An 18,741-nucleotide genomic window follows, 5' to 3' on the forward strand; every position below is an offset into this window, starting at 1 on the left:
GAGGCACATGAATTACTTCGAGATACCCGTGTCGCCGATTCCGCAGGTGTTCGCCATTTCGCTGGGCGGCGACGACTACCGGCTGACGCTGCAATACCGCGACGGCTGGATCCTGGACGTGGCCGATGACCTTGGCCAGCCGCTGGTTTCGGGCATCCCGCTGGTCACCGGCCTGAACCTGCTGGGCCAGTACCGGCACCTGGGGTTCGCTGGCGGGCTGCGGGTGACGGGCGCGGATGCGCCGGACGATGTGCCCACGTTCACCGATCTGGGACGTGGCGCCAAACTCTATTGGGTGGCGGACTGACATGGCCGAGAATTCGACGATGGAACCGATCACCGTCTATGGCGATCCGGTGGACGATGAGGGCGTGCGCCAGTGGGGCAGGAAAGTGTCGCTGATCGTTGGCGACGAGGAAGCCCTGGACCTGTCGGCGCTTAGCTTCAGTTTCGCCATCAAGCGCAATGACGCCAAGTCGCCCAACAGCGCCACCATCAAGGTGATGAACGCCAGCCGCGAAACGGCCAGCCTGGTGCAGCGGGAGTTCACCCGCGTCGTGCTACAGGCGGGCTACGAGGGCAACTACGGCGTGATCTTCCACGGCAACGTGGTGCGCGCCAAATGGGGGCGTTCGCGCGATACCGACATGGTGTTGGAAATCACCGCGGCCGACGGCGACAAGGCCTACAACTTCGCGGTGATCAACGCCACCTTGTCCAAGGGCAGCACCCGCGGCGGCAAGGTGCAGCTGCTGTGCTCGGCCATGAATCCCTATGGCGTCAAGCAAGGCTATGTGCCGGACCTGGGCGGCAAGGGCTCGATCCGCGGCTCGGTCATGTCGGGCATGGTCCGCGACTACCTGCAGGACGTGTGCAGCAGCGCCAACACGCTGTGGAGCATCCAGGATGGCAAGGTGGTGGTGGTGCCCGAGACCGCCTACGTGCCGGGCTCCGTGCCGGTGGTGTCGCACGACACCGGCCTGGTCGGCATGCCCGAGCAGACGGAAAAGGGCATCAAGCTGCGCATGCTGCTCAATCCCAGCATCCGCGTGGGCGGGCTGATCCATCTGGACAACAGCCGCATCCGCGAGTACGGCTATGAAGCCAAGGGCGGCGGCGAGGACGGCGCGAAAGCAATCGACTACAGCGAACAACGCCGCATCAGCGGCGATGGTTATTACTACGTGATGGAAACCGAGCATCTCGGCAATACCCGCGACAACGACTGGTACACGGACGTGCTGTGCCTGGCGACCGACGCCACGCTGTATCCCGGCGATCTGGGCCGGGCAGGCATGGACGGCGATGCCGCCAAGTCCGCCAACGTCGTCAAGTAGCGGGCGCCATGTCCGTGGCGCGTCGGCGCCATTTCAGCAGGATGATTCATGAAGCGACTTGAGAATTTGAACGATCCGGAAGCCGCGATCGGCGCCGCCTTGCGCGGCGCGCTGGCGCAGACCTGGACGGCGATGCCGGCGATCATCGGCGACTTCGATCCGGTGGCCATGACGTGCACCGCGCAGCCCGCCATCCGCGCGCGCATCACGACGCCGGAAGGGCGGGAGCAGAACGCCACGCTGCCGCTGTTGGTGGACTGCCCGGTGTATTTCCCGTCCGGCGGCAATTGCACGCTGACCTTCCCGGTCAAGCCGGGCGACGAATGCCTGGTGGTGTTCGCGTCGCGCTGTATCGACGCCTGGTGGCAGTCGGGCAAGGTGCAGAACCAGGCGGAAGTGCGGATGCATGACCTGTCCGACGGTTTTGTCTACGTGGGCGTGCGATCGCAGCCGCGGGTGCTGCCCGCCGTCAGCACCCGCGCCACCCAGCTGCGCAGCGATGACGGCTCGACCTTCCTGGAACTGGATCCCGACTCCCGCAAGGTCAGGATCGTGGCGCCGGGCGGCTTCGACGTGGTCGCGCCGGTTTCCGAGTTTTCCGGGCAGGTGCTGGTGAACGGCCTGCTCAGCTACCTGGCCGGCCTGGTGGGAAGCGGCGGCCAGGGCAACACCGCCCAGATCACCGGGGTGTTGAACGTGATCGGCCAGATCCTGGCCAACGGCAAGCGGGTGGACGACAGCCACACCCATACGGCGCAAGGCGCCAACGCGGTGACTTCGCCGCCCAACTGAGGACTTCTATGCGTTACCGAAAACTGGACGCCGGCGGCGACTACTCGTTCGGCACGTCGCAGGCCGATTTCCTTCGCGATTCGCCCGAGGCCGTGGCCCAGGCCGTGAAAACACGCCTGATGCTGGCGCGCGGCGAGTGGTTCCTGGACGAGACCGAAGGCATGCCCTGGCGCGGCGAGGTCCTGGGCAAGCAGCCCAGGGCCAGCTATGACTGGGCGATACGCCAATGCATCCTGGGCACGACCGGCGTGACCGGACTGACCGACTACTCGAGCCAGCTCGACCCGGACACCCGGGGCCTGAGCGTGACGGCATCCATCTCAACCCTTTATGGCACGGCCATCGTGCAGGCGGCATTATGACGATTCTTTCCACGGCCCCGGTCATCGACGCCACGGGCATCCGCGCGCCCGGCTACGGTGAGGTGCTGCAGTATTTCAAGGACCAGTACCGGGCCATCTACGGCGCCGACACCTATCTGGAAGCGGACAGCCAGGACGGCCAGTTGCTGGCGGTGTTCGCGCTGGCGATACACGAGGCCAATACGGCGGCTATCAATGTGTACAACGCGTTCTCGCCGGCCACCGCCGCCAACGCGGCATTGTCGAGCAACGTCAAGATCAACGGCCTGGCGCGCGGCGCCGCGACGCGTTCGTCGGTGGACCTGCGCCTGGTGGGGCAGGGCGGCGTCACCATCGTCAACGGCGTGGCGACCGATGCCAACCGTACCCGCTGGCAACTGCCGGCCAGCGTGACCATTCCGCCTGGCGGCGAGATCACGGTCACTGCCCACAGCCAGGCGTTGGGGGCGATCACCGCGGCCGCGGGCACGATCAACCAGATCGGCACGCCCACGCTGGGCTGGCAGTCCGTGGCCAACCCGGCGGCAGCCACGCCCGGCGCGCCGGTCGAGAGCGACGCCGCATTGCGCGTGCGGCAGGCCGTCTCGGTGGCCCTGCCTTCGCGCAGCGTGCTTGAGGGCACGATTGGCGCCGTTGCGTCGGTGCCTGGTGTGTTGCGCCACGCCGCCTTCGAGAACGATGGCGCGGTGGCCGACGCCCATGGCCTGCCGCCGCACAGTATCGCGCTGGTGGTCGATGGCGGCGACGCGGCGCTGATCGCGCAGGCCATTGCCGCCAAGAAGACGCCGGGGACCGGCACGCACGGCACCACCACGGTGGTCGTGACGGATATCTACGGCATCGCGCATCGCATCCGGTTCTTCCGGCCCACGATCGTGCCGCTGGCCGTCGACGTGCAGCTGCGGGCCTTGCCGGGCTACACCACGGCCGTCGGCGTGGCGGTACAGCGGGCGGTCGCGGACTACATCAACGGTGTCGCGATCGGCGGCGGCGCCAGCGCGTCGGTGGAGTGGGCCGACGCCATTTCGGCAGCCAACGGCGTGGCCGGCAATGGCACGTTCAAGATTTCCGGGCTGACACTGCGAGGCCCGGCCGGCAACGGCGCGCCCGACGTGTCCCTGGCGTTCAACGAAGCCGCCGCGGCGACGCCGGACGACATCAAACTCACGGTGACCTGACATGGCCAAACCCGACGATTATCTCAGGCGGCTGTCGGCCTATTACCGCTCCAAGCCCAAGTTCAATGCCACCGTCGCCGCGCTGTGCGGCGCGCCTGCCGGACTGCAGGAGCTGTACGGCGCCATGCCGGCGGCCTTCGATCTGGATCTGGCCGTCGGCGTCCAGCTGGACGCCGTGGGGCGCTGGGTGGGGCTGGACCGGAAGGTCCGGACGCCCATTTTGAATGTGTATTTCTCGCACGACATCGACGGCCTGGGCTTCGACCAGGGTGTCTGGCAGGGCCCGTTCGATCCGGACAGCGGCCTGACCGAGCTGGACGACGATACCTATCGGCTGTTGCTGCGCGCCAAGATCGGGGCCAACCACTGGGATGGCACGCTGGAGACATCGGCCGCGATCCTGGACCGGATTTTCGGCGGCGGCACGCATGTGTTCATCCAGGACAACGGCGACATGTCGGTGGACATCGGCGTGGCCGGTACGCCGCCGTCCGCGCTGTTCCTGGCGCTGCTTACCGGCGGGTACATCCCGCTCAAGCCGGAAGGCGTGCGCATCAGTTACTACGTCATCCCCTCGGCTGAGGGGCCTTTGTTCGGTTTTGACGTTCAAAACCAATACATCTCCGGGTTCGACGGCGGACTCTGGGGCTCGCTTTTTGCCGGTTGAATAAGGACATTCCGTGGCTATCAATCAAATTCTCCCCTTCGGCACCGTTTCCGGCGCCAACGTGCTCGCTCCCGCCGACTACCAGGCGCTGGCCGCCCGACTGGCCGGCTTCTCGGCCGGCACGGCCAAATCGAAGGAACTGAACACCGTCTGGCGCCAGGCCTCGTTCGTGGCGGCCATGATCGGCCAGTACATCGCCGACAAGGCCGGCCAGGACGTGCTGGACAACGGCGACCTGGCCGCGCTGCAGGCCAAGTTCGTGGCCGCGCTGGCGGCGTCGCCGGCGTTGACCGGGACGCCGACCGCGCCGACGCCCGCCGCCAGCGACAAAAGCCCCCGGCTGGCCACTACTGCGTTCGTCGCGGACAATTTCCCGAGGATATATTCGATCGCTGCTTTGCCGGCTCAGGATGTCGGCCCCATTATCGTTGCGGAACGCTCCGAGATTTGGACTTGGTCCGCGGGCCAGTATTTCACTGGCTATCGATCGCCGATGTGCGGTATGAGCGCATCCTGGTTGACCGTCTCACCGCCTACGGGATGGTTGGCAGAGGATGGCGCTGCGATATCCGTTACTGCCTACGGTGCGCTGGCTGCGGCCATCTATTGCGGGGATGCCAATAATCCGACTGCGGAGTGGGGCTACCGTTGTACCAATCCAGGGAGTCCAGCAACTTCGCGCAATACAACGGGTGGATACATCGTCTTGCGGGATCGACGAGGGTTGTTCGAACGTGGCTTGGACAGCGGTCGTGGCATCGATGCCGGCCGTTCGCTTTGGACCAGACAAGAGGGGACTGAAATCCCGAATGCTGTCCTGGGCGCATCGGGGGGGTCGCTGTCGATCCCGGTTTCGTGGGGAGATTCTCCCGTCGTCGTGACAGCTCTTCAACAAAACTGGTCTGCTGGTGTCAACGCCACGTTGACGAAATACCGAGTTCGCCCCGGCAACGTGGCTGCATTGGCCTGCATCAAGTTCTAAGGAAATATCAACATGGAAAAGATCGTCTCGCAGTTGGACGCGGAGGGCTTCTTTCTCGGCCCCGCGATTGCTTATCCTTCGCCACTGGAGCCTGGGGTATTCCATATTCCCGGCGGTTCGGTGGATGTGTTGCCCCCCGCTTCCATTGAACCGGGAAAGCGATTCTCATTTGAGAACGGGCAATGGGTTCCTCATGTATTGCCGGTGGCTTCGCAAGTCGAGCCACCGAGCCGTGAGGAGCGCGTAGCGGCAGCAATCGCAAGTCGCGATGCGCTACTCGCACAGGCTGCGCTTCGGATAGATCCTCTGAATGATGCCGTGCAACTGGGTATTGCCACGGAGAAAGAGCATACGGCGCTTGCTGCCTGGCGGCTGTATCGCGTGAACGTCGCACGAATTGACGTCGAAGCCGATCTGCAGACCTGGCCGTCCAAGCCTGACTATCAATAGTCGACGGGGAGCGGCAACCCAAGAAACGACATATCTGTTTGGTGAGGCCCGTTGCGACGGGCCTTTTTTTGCCCGATGACATCCTGGTGGTCCCGCTTGATGGCTGCTCTGGTGGGTTGGGTATGACCAACAAAGGAACCGCGATTTCCGATACAGGCAGTGCCTGGAGCAAACGGACGACAGTGTCGCCCACATTTCAATTTGTCCATCCGGCGCGCCCCTGCGGCGCCCGTGATGTTCACGGGAGGCAGCAATGCGCACCGTCGACAGGAGCGGTGTAACCATGGAACCGGCATCTACGGGATTGGGCGGTTGGGCCGCCCTGAAAATTGCGCTGGCTTTTGGCATGCCGGCCGCGATGGCGGCGTTGATCGGCATGTTGCTGATGCCGCCGCGCACGCCGCGCGAATTCGTCGCGCGCACCGCCTGCACGGTGGTCAGTTCATTTCTGTTCGGGCCGTTGCTGGCGATCGGCATGATCGCCTGGATGCCCGACCTGATGTCCTCGGCCTACTGGATGGCGCAGCGCACCGGCCTGGGCGAGGACGGGCTGCTGGCCATGTTCTACGTGCTCGGCCCCTGCATGCTGCTGGCCGGGTTGCCGGCCTGGTGGGTGCTGGGCGCCTATCTGCGCCTGACCGCCAAGCTGCAGAACCAGGACCTGGTGGACTGGGCGGTCGAGATACGACGCAAGACGCTGGGCATGGAAGCCCAGGCAGACAAGGAGGGCAGGCATGACGCTTGACCAGATCATGGAAGACGCGCTGCGGCCGGCGATGGCGCTGTTGCCCGCGCGCATGAATACGCCCGAGGCGGACTGCATGCTGCTGGCCATCGGCCTGCAGGAAAGCCGCTTCGTGCACCGGCGCCAGATCGGCGGGCCCGCCCGCGGTTTCTGGCAGTTCGAGAAGGGCACCCGCGCCAGTCGCGGCGGCGTGTGGGGCGTATTCCTGCACGCGGCCAGCAGGGATCACCTGGCCACATTGTGCAAGGCGCGCAGCGTGGCGGGCGATCCGGATGCGATCTATGCGGCGCTGGAGTACGACGACGTGCTGGCCGCCGGCGTCGCGCGGCTGCTGCTCTGGACCGATCCGAAGGCGTTGCCGCCGGTCGGCGACGTGGACGCGGCCTGGGCGCTGTATCTGCGCACCTGGCGGCCGGGCAAGCCCAAGCCGGACAGCTGGGCCGGCCTTTACCAGCGGGCCATGGCGGCCGTCCAGGCCCGCATCGACAGGAGCGCGGCGCATGTTGCAACAGTGGATTAAGCGGGGCCTCGGCGTGATGGCGGCAGTGCTGGCGGGTCTGGCCGCCGTCGCCGGGGTGTATTGGCGGGGGCGGGCCATGGGCCGGGCGCAGGAACGCTCGGACAGTGAGGCCCGCCTCCAGGCGCGGGCGGGCCAGGCCCGCAAGGAGGCCAGGGATGTGCAGGAAAAAGTGGCTCGCAGCGATGACGATGCCGTGGCTGATCGGCTCAAGTCTGACTGGGTGCGGATCGCTCCCCCCGCGGACCGGGATTGAATATTGCGACCATGCCCGGCCGGTTTATTTCAATTCCGCCGCCGAGGTCGACGCGACGCCGGCGGCAATACGCCGGCAGGTGCTCGAGCATAATGAAATGGTTTCGCGGCTTTGTTTTTGAGGTAAATTGGGGACGCGATTTTTTCCAACGCCGGTACGCTTTTTTTTGCTGGCACGGTTGGATCGAAGGAGGGTTTGCCGCGGTCTGGTTCTGCAATAATTTCTGGTTTTCCGTCCCTTCGGGCCGCCGGCCCGAATGACTGTTCCAGGAGAGGCGCGATGGGTCAGCGGGTGCAGTGTCGGCAAGCGTTTTGCCCCGTGCAAATGCGCGGCAGGGAAAAATAATATGGCTGACGGCGAAAGCCTTGTCGCCGCGCGGGTCCGCCCGAAGCTCCGGTATTCGATGCGAACCGGATTGCTGGTGCTGGTGTTCGCCTGTATTACGCCGGCGCTGGTGGTGTCTTCGATCGCCGTTTACGAAAGCTACCTCATCCAGAAAGAGCGGATTTTCCGCGACACGATTTTCCTGGCTCGTAACCTGACGTCCATTCTCGACCGGGAAATGACCGGCGTCGAAGCCGGCCTGCAGATGCTGGCGTCCTCCCCCGACCTGGTCGGCGGCGACCTGGCGGGGTTCCACCAGCGCGCCCGCGAGGCCATCAAGTTCCAGATCGTCGACAGCTATGTGCTGACGGACAAGGACGGCCGCCAGGTGGTCAATACCATGGTGCCCTATGGCACGCCCCTGCCGCCTTCGGGCGTGACGCAGGAACTGGCCCGGGTCTTCCGTGCGCGCGAACCGGTCCTGAGCGGCCTGTTCACCGGCGCGCTGAGCGGCGTGCCGACCATCGCGCTGGGGGTGCCGGTGGTGCGCGGCGACGAGGTCATCTACAGCCTGAACGTCGGCCTGTCGCCCGACCGCATCGGCAATGTGCTGGGCCGGCGCGGGCTGCCGGAAGGCTGGGTCGCGGCGGTGCTGGACAAGAACGGCACCATCATCGCGCGCACGCGCGACCCCGAGAAATTCGTCGGCCAGAAGGCCGTGCCCACGCTGGCGCGGGCGGTGCAGCTGGAGAACGAGGGTTCGCTGGAATCCACCACCAAGGAAGGCACGCCGGTCTACACCGCGTTCAGCCGCTCCGGCCTGACGGGCTGGACGGTCGCGGCGGGCGCGCCGATGACGCTGGTGACGACCGACCTGTACCGCTCCATCGCCTGGCTGGCGCTGGGCACGCTGGCGGCGTTCGGGCTGGGGCTGTGGCTGGCCTTGCGGCTGGCCAACCGCCTGACGTCGGCGGTGCAGGGGCTGGTCGGCCCGGCCCTGGCGCTGGGCGAAGGCCGCACCGTCGAGCTGCCCGGCACGCGCGTCAAGGAGGCCGAGGAGGTCGGCACGGCGCTATTGCAGGCCTCGCGCATGCTGGCGCACGCGCAGCACCTGGCGCACTACGATCCGCTGACGGGGCTGTGCAACCGGGTGCTGTTCGGCGAACTGGTGCTGCGCGAACTGGCGGTGGCGCAGCGCAGCGGCGAGACGTTCGCCATCCTGGCGATCGACCTGGACGGCTTCAAGGCGGTCAACGACCTGCATGGGCATGCCGCCGGCGATACCGTGCTGAAGGAAGCCGCCGACCGCATGGCCCACGCGATCCGCGTCTCGGACGTGGCGGCGCGGCTGGGCGGCGACGAGTTCGCCGTGCTGCTGCTCGGCGCCAATCAGGAAAACGCGCAGGCGGTGGCCGAGTCCCTGGTCGAGAGCCTGTCCTTGCCCTACCCCAAGATCCGCGTGGCGGTGTCGGCCAGCGTCGGCATTGCCGTCTATCCGCAGTCGGGCGTGACCATGCTGCAGTTGCTGGAGCGGGCCGACGTCGCTTTGTACCGGGCCAAGGGCCTGGGCAAGCGGCGGGTGGCGTCCGACGAGCGTTGAGGCGGCCGCGGCCGCCGTGTCAGGCGTCGTGGCGCGGCGTGGCGGCGGGCGGAAGGGCGGTCAGCACCTCGCCTGATTTCAGGCGATAGCGTCGCTCGCCCAGCGCGATCACGCGTTCTCCTTCCGTGGTCCTGAGGATGTAGCGGATCGTGATGGGCGGCCCCGCGCGCCGATCGGCATGAGAGAACACTTCGATCCGGTAGAGCCGGCCGGATGCCGTGGTGGCGAGCACGTCGCTCAGCCTGCGTACAGAGATGGTCATGCGGCGAAATCTCCTTCTCGTTGATCGTCGGTCGGTCGGTCGGTCGGTCGGTCGCGCCGCGCCGGCATTCGATCCCCGTGCCGGCCCTGCCGCGGCGGTTTTCCTCTTTTCGCTACACTGCGTCGTTCTGGCGCGCGCGCCCCGGCGCGGCGCCCTGGATGGACATCGGGAAATCGGAAAAAAGTAATGCAATCTGCTCCCAGCCGGAACACGGCGACTTTCATGGGATTGATGGCCGTGGTGCTTTGGGGCACCGTCGTCGGCCTGATCCGCAGCGTCAGCGAGAGCTTCGGGCCGATCGGCGGCGCGGCCCTGATCTATACGGTCGGTTCGGCTTTCCTCGTCCTGTTGCTGGGGTTGCCCCGCGTGCGTTCATTCCCGCGCGCCTACCTGCTTTCCGGCAGCCTGCTGTTCGTGGCCTATGAAATCTGCCTGTCGCTGTCGCTGGGATTCGCCGCCAACCGTGGCCAGGCGATCGAACTGGGTATCGTCAATTACCTGTGGCCTTGCTTCACCGTCATCCTGGCGATCCTGATCAACGGCCAGCGCGCCAGCGCCTGGGTCGTGCCCGGCATCGCGCTGTCGCTCTGCGGCATCGTCTGGGTGGTCGGCGGCGACGGCGGCGTTTCCTGGGAACGCCTGGTCGCCAATGTTTCCAGCAATCCGCTCAGCTACGGCCTGGCTTTCAGCGGCGCCATCATATGGGCCGTTTATTGCAACGTCACAAAACGCTATGCCGATGGCAAGAACGGCGTGGCCCTGTTCTTCATGCTGACCGCGGCGGTGCTGTGGATCAAATACGGATTCAGCGCCGAGCCGGCGCTGACGTTCGCCTGGCCCGCCGTGCTCGAGCTGTGCGTGACCGGCGGCGCGATGGCCGCGGGTTACGCGCTCTGGAACGTGGGCATCCTCAACGGCAATCTGACTTTGCTGGCCACGGCGTCCTACTTCACGCCAGTGTTGTCGACTTTTTTTGCGGCCATATGGCTGTCCACGCGCTTGACCATGACATTCTGGCAAGGCGTGGCGATGGTCACCGCCGGTTCGCTGATCTGCTGGGCGGCGACAAGGGGCAGGCCTGCCCGGGGCGGGTAGCCCCGGGGCAGCCTTCTGGCTCATCGGGTGACGGCCAGCGGGGAAAAGCCGTCAGCTCATTCCAGCACGATGGTCTGCGCCACGGCGTAGCCGAGCGGAATGAGCAACAAGGAGGCGAACAGGGAACTGACGATCGCCGCCGATATCTTCAGCCAGGGCTCGGGCCCCGCGCTTTGTATCGTTTGAACCACCAACGCGACGATACCCACAACCATCAAACAGCTGATTACCACTGCTACGTAAGTCATGATGTCTCCGTCCTCGCCTGATTAAAGGGATGCGGCGCCGCTACTGCGGTCTGTCACTTCGTCGCTACGTTTAGTCTGATTGTGCGCCTGTATGCCAGGGCGTGGCGCTAGGGTTTTCCTGACTCTGGCGGGCGCTGTGGCGTTTTCGCCGCGCACCGTGCAGCATGAATTCAGTGTGCGGCGCAGCATTTTTCGAGGCCCGCCGCGTCCGCGCTTTGCGCTACGATGGCGGCGTCCACCCACTCTCCAGATCGCGAAATGCCGCAACGACTCCGCCCTGGCACGCGCGCCACACTGCAGGTCAGGCAGCTGCTGCCGGGCGAATTCGCCTGGATCATCACCTTGCTGGATCCCGACACCGGCAATGTGCGCAGCACCAATTATTCCGAACGGCGTTATGCCAGCCAGGACGAGGCCTCGGCCGCCGGCAAGGCTGCCGTGGTGGCGTTCCTGGGCAACAGCGACCCGAACGCCGTGGAACCCGCCAAGGACGGCAAGCCGTCCAAGTCCTGATAACGGCGTTCCGGCCATGCCCGCAGGCCCTCGTTTGAGGGCTTTTTTGCGTCGGGCCGTTGGCGGGCGGCATGCCGGGCATGGCAGTTGCTGAGTAGCGGACCGGCGCGATAGGCGCGCCCAGGAGATCCGCCATGTCCCCATCTGATCACCGCCCCCCGGGCGCGCCCGACGACGTGCCGCCCGACGACCCGCCGCTGCCCGGCCATCCGACGCGGCCCGACGACCCGCGACCCAATCCCAACCACGCGCCCGATGATCCGGGCGAGCCCGATATCGTCCCGCCGCCGCCCGATCCGCGCGCGCCAGGCACGATCGACCTGGCCTGAGCGCCACCGAATCCCATTCCACACCCAAGGAGGCTTGCATGCGTTCGATCCTGTTATGGCTGCTGGGGGTACCCATTCCCATCATCATCCTGCTGGCGCTGTTTTGGCATTGAGCCAGTCCGGTCCCGCGCCGTGGCGCGTAATGTGAACGAGGAATCACCATGGAAAATGCACTCTCGGCCAACCGGCCCTACGACGGCGTGCCGCCGGTGCGGGAATCGGCGGTGTCCGCCGTGTCCTGGGCCGCGGTATTCGCCGGCGCCGTCATCGCCGCGGCCTTGTCGCTGGCGCTGTTCGCGGGCGGCTCCGGCCTGGGCTTCCTGTCGATCTCGCCCTGGAGCGGGGAGGGCGTCTCGGCGCCCGCGGCAGGCATCGGCTTGATCGCCTGGATGTTGTTCACCCAGATCGTGGCCTATGGCGTTGGCGGCTATGTCGCCGGCCGGCTGCGCACCAAATGGGCCGACGTGCATGGCGACGAGGTCTATTTCCGCGACACCGCGCACGGCTTCCTGGTGTGGGCGCTGAGCGCGGTCGTGAGCGCTGCCCTGCTGGGCTCGGCGATCGCGACGCTGGCATCGGGGGCGGCCAAGGCCGGCGCCTCCATTGCGGCGGGGGCGGGCGCGGCGGTCACGGCAAGCGCGGCGGCCGGCGCGGGTGCCGCCGCGGGCGGCATGGACGGCGCCGGCGATTACTTCACGGACGTGTTGTTGCGCAACGAACGGCCCGATGCCGCCGGCGATCACGCCGCGGCCCGCGCCGAAGTCGGGCGCATCGTCGCCATGAGCCTGGCGCGCGGAGAAATGACGCCGGCGGATCGCGACTACGTGGCCCGCGTGATCGCGGCGCAGGCGGGCATCGATGCCGCCGCCGCGCAGCAGCGCGTGAACCAGACGCTGCAGCAGGCCCGTCAGGCCGCCGATGACGCCAAGCGCAAGGCGCGCGAGGCGGCCGACGCGGCGCGCAAGGCCGCCGCGGCGTTCGCGCTGTGGGGCTTTGCCTCCATGCTGATCGGCGCGTTCGTGGCCAGCCTGTGCGCGACCTGGGGCGGACGCCGCCGCGACATGGTGGTCAAGCCGTAATCGCCGCAGGCGAGGCCGGCGCGGGGCATCACGCCCCGCGCCGCTTTACGGCTGCTTCTGCTGGAACATCCATTCGCGCCAGGGCCGGGCGGTCAGCAGTTCCGGCGCGATGTGGTGATCCATGCCCTGGTAGGTGATGAAGACCGGCTGGCCGCCCGCGGCCGCCAGGGCCTTGGCCCAGATCTGGCTGCCCTCGTAGGGATTTTCCTGGTCGGCGGTGCCGTGGATGAGCAGCGTGGGAATGCCCGCGAGCGGCTTGGCGAGCGAGCGCTCCGGCGGCACGCCCGACATGGCGACGATGGCCGCGAAGCGTCCGGGTGACGCGACCGCGGCGTCCAGCGCGGCCGATGCGCCCATCGAGAAACCGACGGCATAGATGCGCTTGACGTCGACCGGATGGTGCCTGGCGATGTCCTCGACCAGCCGCATGACGTCGGCCAGGTCGGCGCCGGCCTTCGAGATCCGCACGCCACGGCCGTCCTTTTCATAGTTGGCGGTGCGGCCCGGCGTCTGCGGCACCAGCACATAGGCGGGAAAATCGCGGCGCGATTCGGCCGAGCCGAAGGCGCGGGTGAAGGCGTTCAGCGGCAGCAGGTTGTCGCTGCCGACGCCGCCCGAACTGTGGAAAATCACCACCAGTGGGTATTTTTTGCCGCTTTCCGGCGCAATCGGCGAGACCAGGCGATAGGGCAGCGGGGCCTTGCCGGCGCGGGCGAATTCCGCCGGCGCGAAGGCGTCGATGGAGGCCTGCTTGAGCGTCTCGACGGTCTGCAATTGCGCGGCGGTGGGGGCGTAGGTGACGCTCGATGCCTGCACGCCGCCCTGCGCGGCACAGGCGTGGCCGGCGGTCAGGCCCAGGGCCGTGGCAAGCACGGCGCGCGCGGCGATTGCAGCAATACCGGTTCTGAAGGCGGCCGGGCGGCCATGTGTCGCCGGGTTAACGGCCGGGGTAAGGGCCGGGACAACGGGTCGGCAAGCTGGCGCAAGGCGCGAAACTTGGATGCGGCTGGGGGGCATGTCAGATTCTCCGCGGGGGCGTGGTGGGCGAAGATTCTAAGAGGGCGCACCGTGCCGGTCTGCGGGAAAAATGTGGGGAATATGTGGAAATGTGTGAAGGCCGCGGTGTGAAGGCCGTGGTGTGACGGCCGGGCAAACAACCGGGAGGGGCATGGCCGGCCGGACCGGCGAGCCAATGAAAAAGGCCAAATGAAAAGGCCCAATGAAAAAAAGGCCTTCACGCGAGTGAAGGCCTTTTTGAATTCTCTGGTGGCGCATCCCTGATTCGAACAGGGGACCTGCGGATTATGATTCCGTCGCTCTAACCGGCTGAGCTAATGCGCCATCCTTATCGCCGCCGGTTTCAATGAAAGCCAAGCAACGAAGAACGAAATTCTAGCATGGAAATTTTTAGGATTGCAAGTAGGGGACGGGCTTTTTTGTTCCGGCCCGCTGGCGGCCCTTCACGGCCCCCACGCGCCCCTCTCAGGCATCCCGCGCCAGGCGGATGCCGGAAAACTGCCAGCGGGCTTCCGGCGGGAAGAAATTGCGGTAGCTCGGCCGGATGTGGCCGCGCGGCGTGGCGCAGGAGCCGCCGCGCAGCACGAACTGGTTGCACATGAATTTGCCGTTGTATTCGCCCACCGCGCCGGCATCGGGCTTGAAGCCCGGATAGGCGTCATAGGCGCTGGCGGTCCATTCCCAGGCGTCGCCGAACAGTTGTGCCGGACCGCCGCCCTGCCGGGCGGGCGCGGGGCGCGGATCCAGGTGGCCGTTTTCCAGCAGGTTGGCGCGGTTCGACCAGGCGCCGTCGGGCAGCTGCCGCGCCGCGTGCTCCCACTCGGCCTCGCGCGGCAGGCGTACCCGGGCCCAGCGCGCATAGGCGTCGGCCTCGTAGTAGCTGATGTGCGTGACCGGCGCCTGCAATTCCAGCTCCTGCATGCCGCGTAGCGTGAAGACGCGCCAGTCGTCGCGCTGGCCTTCCCAGTACAGCGGCGCGCGCCAGCCTTCCGCGCAAACCCGCTCCCATCCCAGCGACAGCCACAGTTCGGGCCGCTTGTAGCCGCCGTCGCGGATGAAGGCCAGGTATTCGTGCTGCGTCACCAGGCGGTCGGCCAGGTGGAAGGGCGCCAGCAGCACGTCGTGCGCCGGCCCTTCGTTGTCGAAGGCGAAGTCCTGCCCGTCGTGGCCGATGCGGACCACGCCGCCGTTGTAGCGGGTCCAGCCGGCGGGCGTGCCCGGCGGCAACGCGGGCGAACCGGAGGCCACGTAGGCCGGCTTGAGCGGGTTGGCGAACAGCAGGTGCTTGAGGTCCGTCAGGATCAGCTCCTGGTGCTGCTGCTCGTGGTTCAGCCCCAGTTCCAGCAAGGCGTCGAAGGCCGGGTCGTTGCCGCCCAGCCGCGAGATCAGGTCGTGCATGGCCTGGTCGACGTGCTCGCGATAGCGCATCACGTCGGCCAGCGGCGGCCGCGTCAGCAGGCCGCGCTGCGGGCGCGGATGCTTGGCGCCGATGGCGTTGTAGTAGGAGTTGAACAGCATCCGGTACTGCGGATGGAATGCCGCGTAGGGCGGATGGAAATGCGTCAGCAGGAAGGTCTCGAAGAACCAGGTGGTGTGCGCCAGGTGCCATTTGACCGGGCTGCAGTCCGGCATGGACTGCACCTGGCAGTCCTCCGGGCTGAGCGGGGCGGCCAGCGCCGTGGTGGTGGCGCGTACGGCATCGTACCGGTCATGCTGGCCGGCCTGTCCGGCGGCGTAGGGGCCGTTGGCCGGGTGGGTCAGCAGGCAGGCAGGTTCCATGGCGATCCTCCAGGGGCGGGTTGAGGGGGCGCGACGTCAGGCACGCGCGCTGAATACGGAAAACCAGCCGCGCGTGTCCGACCAGTGCTGGATGTCGTGGTAGCCCGCGCGTTGCAGCAACTCCGTGAAGGCTTCGGGCGTGAACTTGTAGGAGTTCTCGGTGTGAATGCGCTCTTGCGCGGCGAAGCGCCGCTGGCCGCCGGGCCAGGCCACGGCGACGGGCCGCCGCGCTTCCAGGTGCATCTCGATGCGCGACTGTTCGCTGTTGAACAGCGCCACGTGGCGCCAGTCGTCGACGTCGAAGTCGCTGCCCAGCAGATCGTTGACGTGGCGCAGCAGGTTCAGGTTGAAGGCCGCGGTCAGGTGCAGGGCGTCGTCGTAGGCCGGTTCCAGCACCTGCCTGGGCTTGACTCGGTCGACCCCGAGCAGCAGCCCGCCGCCAGCGCACTGTCGCTGGATCCGCCGCAGCATGGCCAGCGCGGCGTCCGGGTCGAGATTGCCGATGCTGGAGCCGGGATAGAAGAACAGGCGCTGCTCGGCGCCGATGTCGGCGGGCAAGGCCAGCGCCTGGGAGAAGTCCAGGCCGATGGGCGTGATCCGCAGGTCGGGGTACGACAGGCGCAGCCGCCGCACCGCGGATTGCAGGTAGTCGGCGGAAATGTCGATGGGCACGTAGTGGCGCGGGCGCAGGCTGGCAAACAGCCGCTCGGCCTTGACACAGTCGCCCGCGCCCAAGTCGATCATGGCCTGCACCGGACCGATATGCCGCGCGATGTCCTGGCCGTGTCGCGCGAAGATCTCGGCCTCGCAGCGGGTCGGGTAGTACTCGGGCAACTGCGTGATGGCGGTGAACAGCGACGAGCCGAGCGCGTCGTAGAGAAACTTGGGGTCGATATGGGCGGGCTGGTCCAGCAGTCCGTCGCGCAATTCATGCTGCTCGGCGCTCAGGGGCTGGGGTTGCGGCGCCAGGAACCGCGGGGCGGCGCTGGCGAGCAGGGCGGAGGGAGAGACCATGCGTTCAGTTCCTTTTTGAGGCTGATGAAGCGCATTGCAAAAAATACATTGTGGCCGCCAGAGGGGTTCCGGTGTCAAGTTAAGCCACTGAAATGCAATGGACTTTTACCAAATTGGCGGGGGCGGTAGCGCCGTCCGCGCAGGGGGACGGTACGTCTGGCCGTCACCGTGCCGACAGCCCTCAGCAAGCGCCGCGCCACTGAAATATCGGTTAACGGCTGGTTGCGAAAGCTCGGGCGCGCGGCGGCGGGAATGGCCACAATGTGTCCACGGCCTAGCGGGGCCAGTCTGCCCCGCGCCTGGCGTGGCCCAGCGCCGCGCCGGGCAGGCGGCAAGCCGGGAGGCCCCCACGAGCAACAAGCGACAAGGAGCGACTATGAATCGAAAGCACCAACGCGCCGAAATGGCCCTGCACCGCGACCGCGTGAGCGACAGCCTCCATGAGTTGCTTGCCGGTACGGAAGACCTGCTGCGTTCGACCGCCTCATACACCGGCTCTGAGATCGAGGCGGCGCGCGCGCGGCTGACGCGCCAGCTGGCCGAGGCGCGCGAATCCGCGGGCGACTGGGAAGGCGTGGCGCGCGAACGGGCTCGCCGCGCCAAGGCCTATGCCGATGAATACGTCCACGAGCACGCCTGGAAATCGGTGGGCGTGGCGACGCTGGTGGGCGTGCTGCTGGGTTGCTGCCTGCTGGCCAACCGGCGCTGAGCCCATTCGCCATGAGGCCGCCTGCGGCCCCGTCGCCGGGCAGGCCCGCGCCGGCGGCGCCGGGGGCGATCGCATGGCGGCGCTGGGCGCGCGCGGTCGCGCTGGCCTGTTGCGCGGCCCTGCTGGCCGCCTGCGCCAGCGTGCCCGATGCGCAGGAGCGCGCCGCCCGCAAGGCGCAGGCCGGCCTGTCCGCCGATAGCGCGCAGGACAGTTACCGCCGTGGCCATGACATCGCGGCGGATCCCCGCAATGCCAAGGATGATTTCCTGGCGCGCCACCTGGCCGTCGAGGAAGCGGTCAGCGGCGCGCCGTTGGTGGCCGGCAATCGCGTGCGCTTGCTGGCCGATGGGCCGGGCACCTACCAGGCCATGCTGCGCTCGATCGCGCAGGCGCGGCGCTACGTGCACATGGAAACCTATATCTTCGACGATGACGAAGAGGGCGCGCGCTTCGCCGAGGCCCTGATCGCCGCGCGCAACCGCGGCGCCGACGTCGCGCTGATGGTGGATGCGATCGGCACGATCAAGACGCCCGACGCGCTGTTCCAGCGCCTGCGCGACGCAGGCGTGCAGGTCGCGGTCTTCAACCCGGTCAGTCCCGTGAGCGGCAGCCGCGCCGGCTGGTCGCCGAACCAGCGCAATCATCGCAAGGTCCTGGTGGTGGATGGCAAGGTGGGCTATCTGGGCGGCATCAATGTCAGCGCGGTATACGCCTCATCGCCCGCCGGCGGCAGCGGCGCGTCGGGCGGCGTGGGCAGCGGTCCCGACGCCAAGCGGACCGACGCCCAGGCCGCGCCCTGGCGCGATACGCACTTGCGCATCGAGGGGCCGGCGGTGGCCCAGCTCGAAGCCGTGATCCAGGACGGCTGGCAATCGCAGGCCAAGGAGCCCCTGCGCGGCGGCGGCACGGCTATCGCGCCGGCCACCGGGCCGACGCGGGTGCGGATCCTGGCCAACCAGCCTGATCGCAGCGACGGCTACACCGTCTACCTGACGCTGATGTCCGCGTTCGAGAGCGCGCAGCGTTCCATCCACATCACCATGGCCTACTTCGTGCCGGACCCGGCCTTCGTCGACGTGCTGGCCGCGGCCGCGCAGCGCGGCGTGGACGTGGTGCTGGTGCTGCCGGGCTTCAGTGATTCCTCGCTGGTGTTCAATGCCGGCCGTTCCCATTACGGCAAGCTGCTCAAGGCGGGCGTGAAGATCTACGAGCGGCGCGACGCGCTGCTGCACGCCAAGACCGCGGTGGTCGATGGCGTCTGGTCCACCGTGGGATCGAGCAATATGGATTGGCGCAGCTTCGCCTTGAACTACGAGGTCAACGCGGTGGTGCTGGGACCGGAGTTCGCGGCCGACATGGAAGCGCTGTTCCAGCGCGACGTGGCCGAGTCGGTGCGCATCACGCCCGAGGCCTGGCGGGCGCGGGGCGTGGATGATCGCTTCATGGAGTTCTTCTCGCGCATGTTCGAGCGCTGGCTGTAGGCCGC

General features: G+C 67.2%; 23 protein-coding genes and 1 tRNA gene. 18 read left to right on the forward strand and 6 right to left on the reverse strand.

From position 1 onward, the window contains the following. Positions 1–7 precede the first annotated feature (7 nt). The 12 genes from AC1HFW_RS02345 (at position 8) to AC1HFW_RS02400 (ending at position 9,210) form a co-directional block, all read left to right on the forward strand. Positions 8–307 carry a phage baseplate plug family protein gene (locus AC1HFW_RS02345; protein ID WP_006393817.1) on the forward strand — a complete coding sequence of 100 codons (300 nt, stop codon included), beginning with the start codon at positions 8–10 and terminating at the stop codon, positions 305–307. 1 nt (position 308) lies between these two features. Continuing rightward, on the forward strand, positions 309–1,337 hold the full coding sequence (locus tag AC1HFW_RS02350) for a phage protein (protein ID WP_479281626.1): 1,029 nt from the start codon (positions 309–311) through the stop codon (positions 1,335–1,337). Positions 1,338–1,385: 48 nt separating this feature from the next. Continuing rightward, complete coding sequence (locus tag AC1HFW_RS02355; protein WP_061072015.1) at positions 1,386–2,129, forward strand: Gp138 family membrane-puncturing spike protein; 744 nt, start codon at positions 1,386–1,388, stop codon at positions 2,127–2,129. Positions 2,130–2,137: 8 nt separating this feature from the next. Beyond that, the gene (locus tag AC1HFW_RS02360; protein WP_479281627.1) at positions 2,138–2,491 is read left to right on the forward strand and encodes a contractile injection system sheath initiator; all 354 of its coding nucleotides are present in this window, start codon (positions 2,138–2,140) and stop codon (positions 2,489–2,491) included. Further along, the gene (locus tag AC1HFW_RS02365; protein ID WP_479281629.1) at positions 2,488–3,669 is read left to right on the forward strand and encodes a baseplate J/gp47 family protein; all 1,182 of its coding nucleotides are present in this window, start codon (positions 2,488–2,490) and stop codon (positions 3,667–3,669) included. The genes AC1HFW_RS02360 and AC1HFW_RS02365 overlap by 4 nt, the downstream gene beginning before the upstream one ends. A 1-nt stretch (position 3,670) precedes the next feature. After that, the gene (locus AC1HFW_RS02370) at positions 3,671–4,336 is read left to right on the forward strand and encodes a DUF2612 domain-containing protein (protein WP_479281630.1); all 666 of its coding nucleotides are present in this window, start codon (positions 3,671–3,673) and stop codon (positions 4,334–4,336) included. A gap of 13 nt (positions 4,337–4,349) precedes the next feature. Continuing rightward, on the forward strand, positions 4,350–5,318 hold the full coding sequence (locus AC1HFW_RS02375) for a hypothetical protein (RefSeq protein ID WP_479281632.1): 969 nt from the start codon (positions 4,350–4,352) through the stop codon (positions 5,316–5,318). A 12-nt stretch (positions 5,319–5,330) separates the two neighbouring features. Then, positions 5,331–5,768 carry a tail fiber assembly protein gene (locus AC1HFW_RS02380; RefSeq protein ID WP_083827849.1) on the forward strand — a complete coding sequence of 146 codons (438 nt, stop codon included), beginning with the start codon at positions 5,331–5,333 and terminating at the stop codon, positions 5,766–5,768. Between the two features lie 283 nt (positions 5,769–6,051). Beyond that, positions 6,052–6,513 (forward strand): hypothetical protein, encoded by a 462-nt coding sequence (locus AC1HFW_RS02385; RefSeq protein WP_035360130.1) that lies wholly within the window; start codon positions 6,052–6,054, stop codon positions 6,511–6,513. After that, positions 6,503–7,033 carry a hypothetical protein gene (locus AC1HFW_RS02390; RefSeq protein ID WP_061072009.1) on the forward strand — a complete coding sequence of 177 codons (531 nt, stop codon included), beginning with the start codon at positions 6,503–6,505 and terminating at the stop codon, positions 7,031–7,033. Before AC1HFW_RS02385 ends, AC1HFW_RS02390 begins: the two co-directional genes overlap by 11 nt. After that, positions 7,014–7,286 (forward strand): hypothetical protein, encoded by a 273-nt coding sequence (locus tag AC1HFW_RS02395; RefSeq protein ID WP_006393826.1) that lies wholly within the window; start codon positions 7,014–7,016, stop codon positions 7,284–7,286. The genes AC1HFW_RS02390 and AC1HFW_RS02395 overlap by 20 nt, the downstream gene beginning before the upstream one ends. Positions 7,287–7,632: 346 nt before the next feature. Beyond that, positions 7,633–9,210 (forward strand): diguanylate cyclase, encoded by a 1,578-nt coding sequence (locus AC1HFW_RS02400; protein WP_061072008.1) that lies wholly within the window; start codon positions 7,633–7,635, stop codon positions 9,208–9,210. A gap of 19 nt (positions 9,211–9,229) precedes the next feature. Here the strand turns inward: AC1HFW_RS02400 and AC1HFW_RS02405 are convergent, their stop codons facing one another. Next, the gene (locus tag AC1HFW_RS02405) at positions 9,230–9,472 is read right to left on the reverse strand and encodes a hypothetical protein (protein ID WP_061072007.1); all 243 of its coding nucleotides are present in this window, start codon (positions 9,470–9,472) and stop codon (positions 9,230–9,232) included. Positions 9,473–9,658: 186 nt separating this feature from the next. Between AC1HFW_RS02405 and yddG the strand changes: the two genes are divergently transcribed. Next, the gene (gene yddG / locus AC1HFW_RS02410; protein WP_061072006.1) at positions 9,659–10,567 is read left to right on the forward strand and encodes an aromatic amino acid DMT transporter YddG; all 909 of its coding nucleotides are present in this window, start codon (positions 9,659–9,661) and stop codon (positions 10,565–10,567) included. 56 nt (positions 10,568–10,623) lie between these two features. Here the strand turns inward: yddG and AC1HFW_RS02415 are convergent, their stop codons facing one another. Continuing rightward, on the reverse strand, positions 10,624–10,815 hold the full coding sequence (locus AC1HFW_RS02415) for a hypothetical protein (protein ID WP_006393830.1): 192 nt from the start codon (positions 10,813–10,815) through the stop codon (positions 10,624–10,626). A 258-nt stretch (positions 10,816–11,073) separates the two neighbouring features. Here AC1HFW_RS02415 and AC1HFW_RS02420 point away from each other — a divergent pair, with 258 nt between their 5' ends. The 3 genes from AC1HFW_RS02420 to AC1HFW_RS02430 all read left to right on the forward strand — a co-directional run bounded on the left by AC1HFW_RS02420 (position 11,074) and on the right by AC1HFW_RS02430 (position 12,736). Next, complete coding sequence (locus tag AC1HFW_RS02420; RefSeq protein WP_006393831.1) at positions 11,074–11,328, forward strand: hypothetical protein; 255 nt, start codon at positions 11,074–11,076, stop codon at positions 11,326–11,328. A 134-nt stretch (positions 11,329–11,462) separates the two neighbouring features. Further along, a complete protein-coding gene (locus AC1HFW_RS02425) occupies positions 11,463–11,657 on the forward strand; it encodes a hypothetical protein (protein ID WP_061072004.1) in 195 nt (64 codons plus the stop codon). A gap of 161 nt (positions 11,658–11,818) precedes the next feature. Continuing rightward, positions 11,819–12,736 carry a hypothetical protein gene (locus AC1HFW_RS02430; RefSeq protein ID WP_006393833.1) on the forward strand — a complete coding sequence of 306 codons (918 nt, stop codon included), beginning with the start codon at positions 11,819–11,821 and terminating at the stop codon, positions 12,734–12,736. Positions 12,737–12,781: 45 nt separating this feature from the next. Here AC1HFW_RS02430 and AC1HFW_RS02435 read toward each other — a convergent pair whose 3' ends face one another. The 4 genes from AC1HFW_RS02435 to egtD all read right to left on the reverse strand — a co-directional run bounded on the left by AC1HFW_RS02435 (position 12,782) and on the right by egtD (position 16,546). Further along, positions 12,782–13,609, reverse strand: a complete 828-nt coding sequence (locus AC1HFW_RS02435; protein ID WP_479281637.1) for a carboxylesterase family protein — start codon at positions 13,607–13,609, stop codon at positions 12,782–12,784. A 391-nt stretch (positions 13,610–14,000) separates the two neighbouring features. Further along, positions 14,001–14,077, reverse strand: a tRNA-Met gene (locus AC1HFW_RS02440). A 141-nt stretch (positions 14,078–14,218) separates the two neighbouring features. Then, positions 14,219–15,532 carry an ergothioneine biosynthesis protein EgtB gene (gene egtB / locus AC1HFW_RS02445; protein ID WP_479281639.1) on the reverse strand — a complete coding sequence of 438 codons (1,314 nt, stop codon included), beginning with the start codon at positions 15,530–15,532 and terminating at the stop codon, positions 14,219–14,221. Between the two features lie 36 nt (positions 15,533–15,568). Next, positions 15,569–16,546, reverse strand: coding sequence for an L-histidine N(alpha)-methyltransferase (gene egtD, locus AC1HFW_RS02450; RefSeq protein WP_116522564.1), 978 nt, complete (start codon positions 16,544–16,546; stop codon positions 15,569–15,571). A gap of 376 nt (positions 16,547–16,922) precedes the next feature. Between egtD and AC1HFW_RS02455 the strand changes: the two genes are divergently transcribed. Together AC1HFW_RS02455 and AC1HFW_RS02460 are read left to right on the forward strand one after the other, a co-directional pair. Next, a complete protein-coding gene (locus tag AC1HFW_RS02455) occupies positions 16,923–17,255 on the forward strand; it encodes an ElaB/YgaM/YqjD family protein (protein ID WP_006393837.1) in 333 nt (110 codons plus the stop codon). A 101-nt stretch (positions 17,256–17,356) separates the two neighbouring features. After that, positions 17,357–18,736, forward strand: a complete 1,380-nt coding sequence (locus tag AC1HFW_RS02460) for a phospholipase D-like domain-containing protein (protein ID WP_479286448.1) — start codon at positions 17,357–17,359, stop codon at positions 18,734–18,736. Positions 18,737–18,741 lie beyond the last annotated feature (5 nt).

The sequence above is a fragment of the Achromobacter sp. ISS7 genome (genome assembly GCF_056523125.1).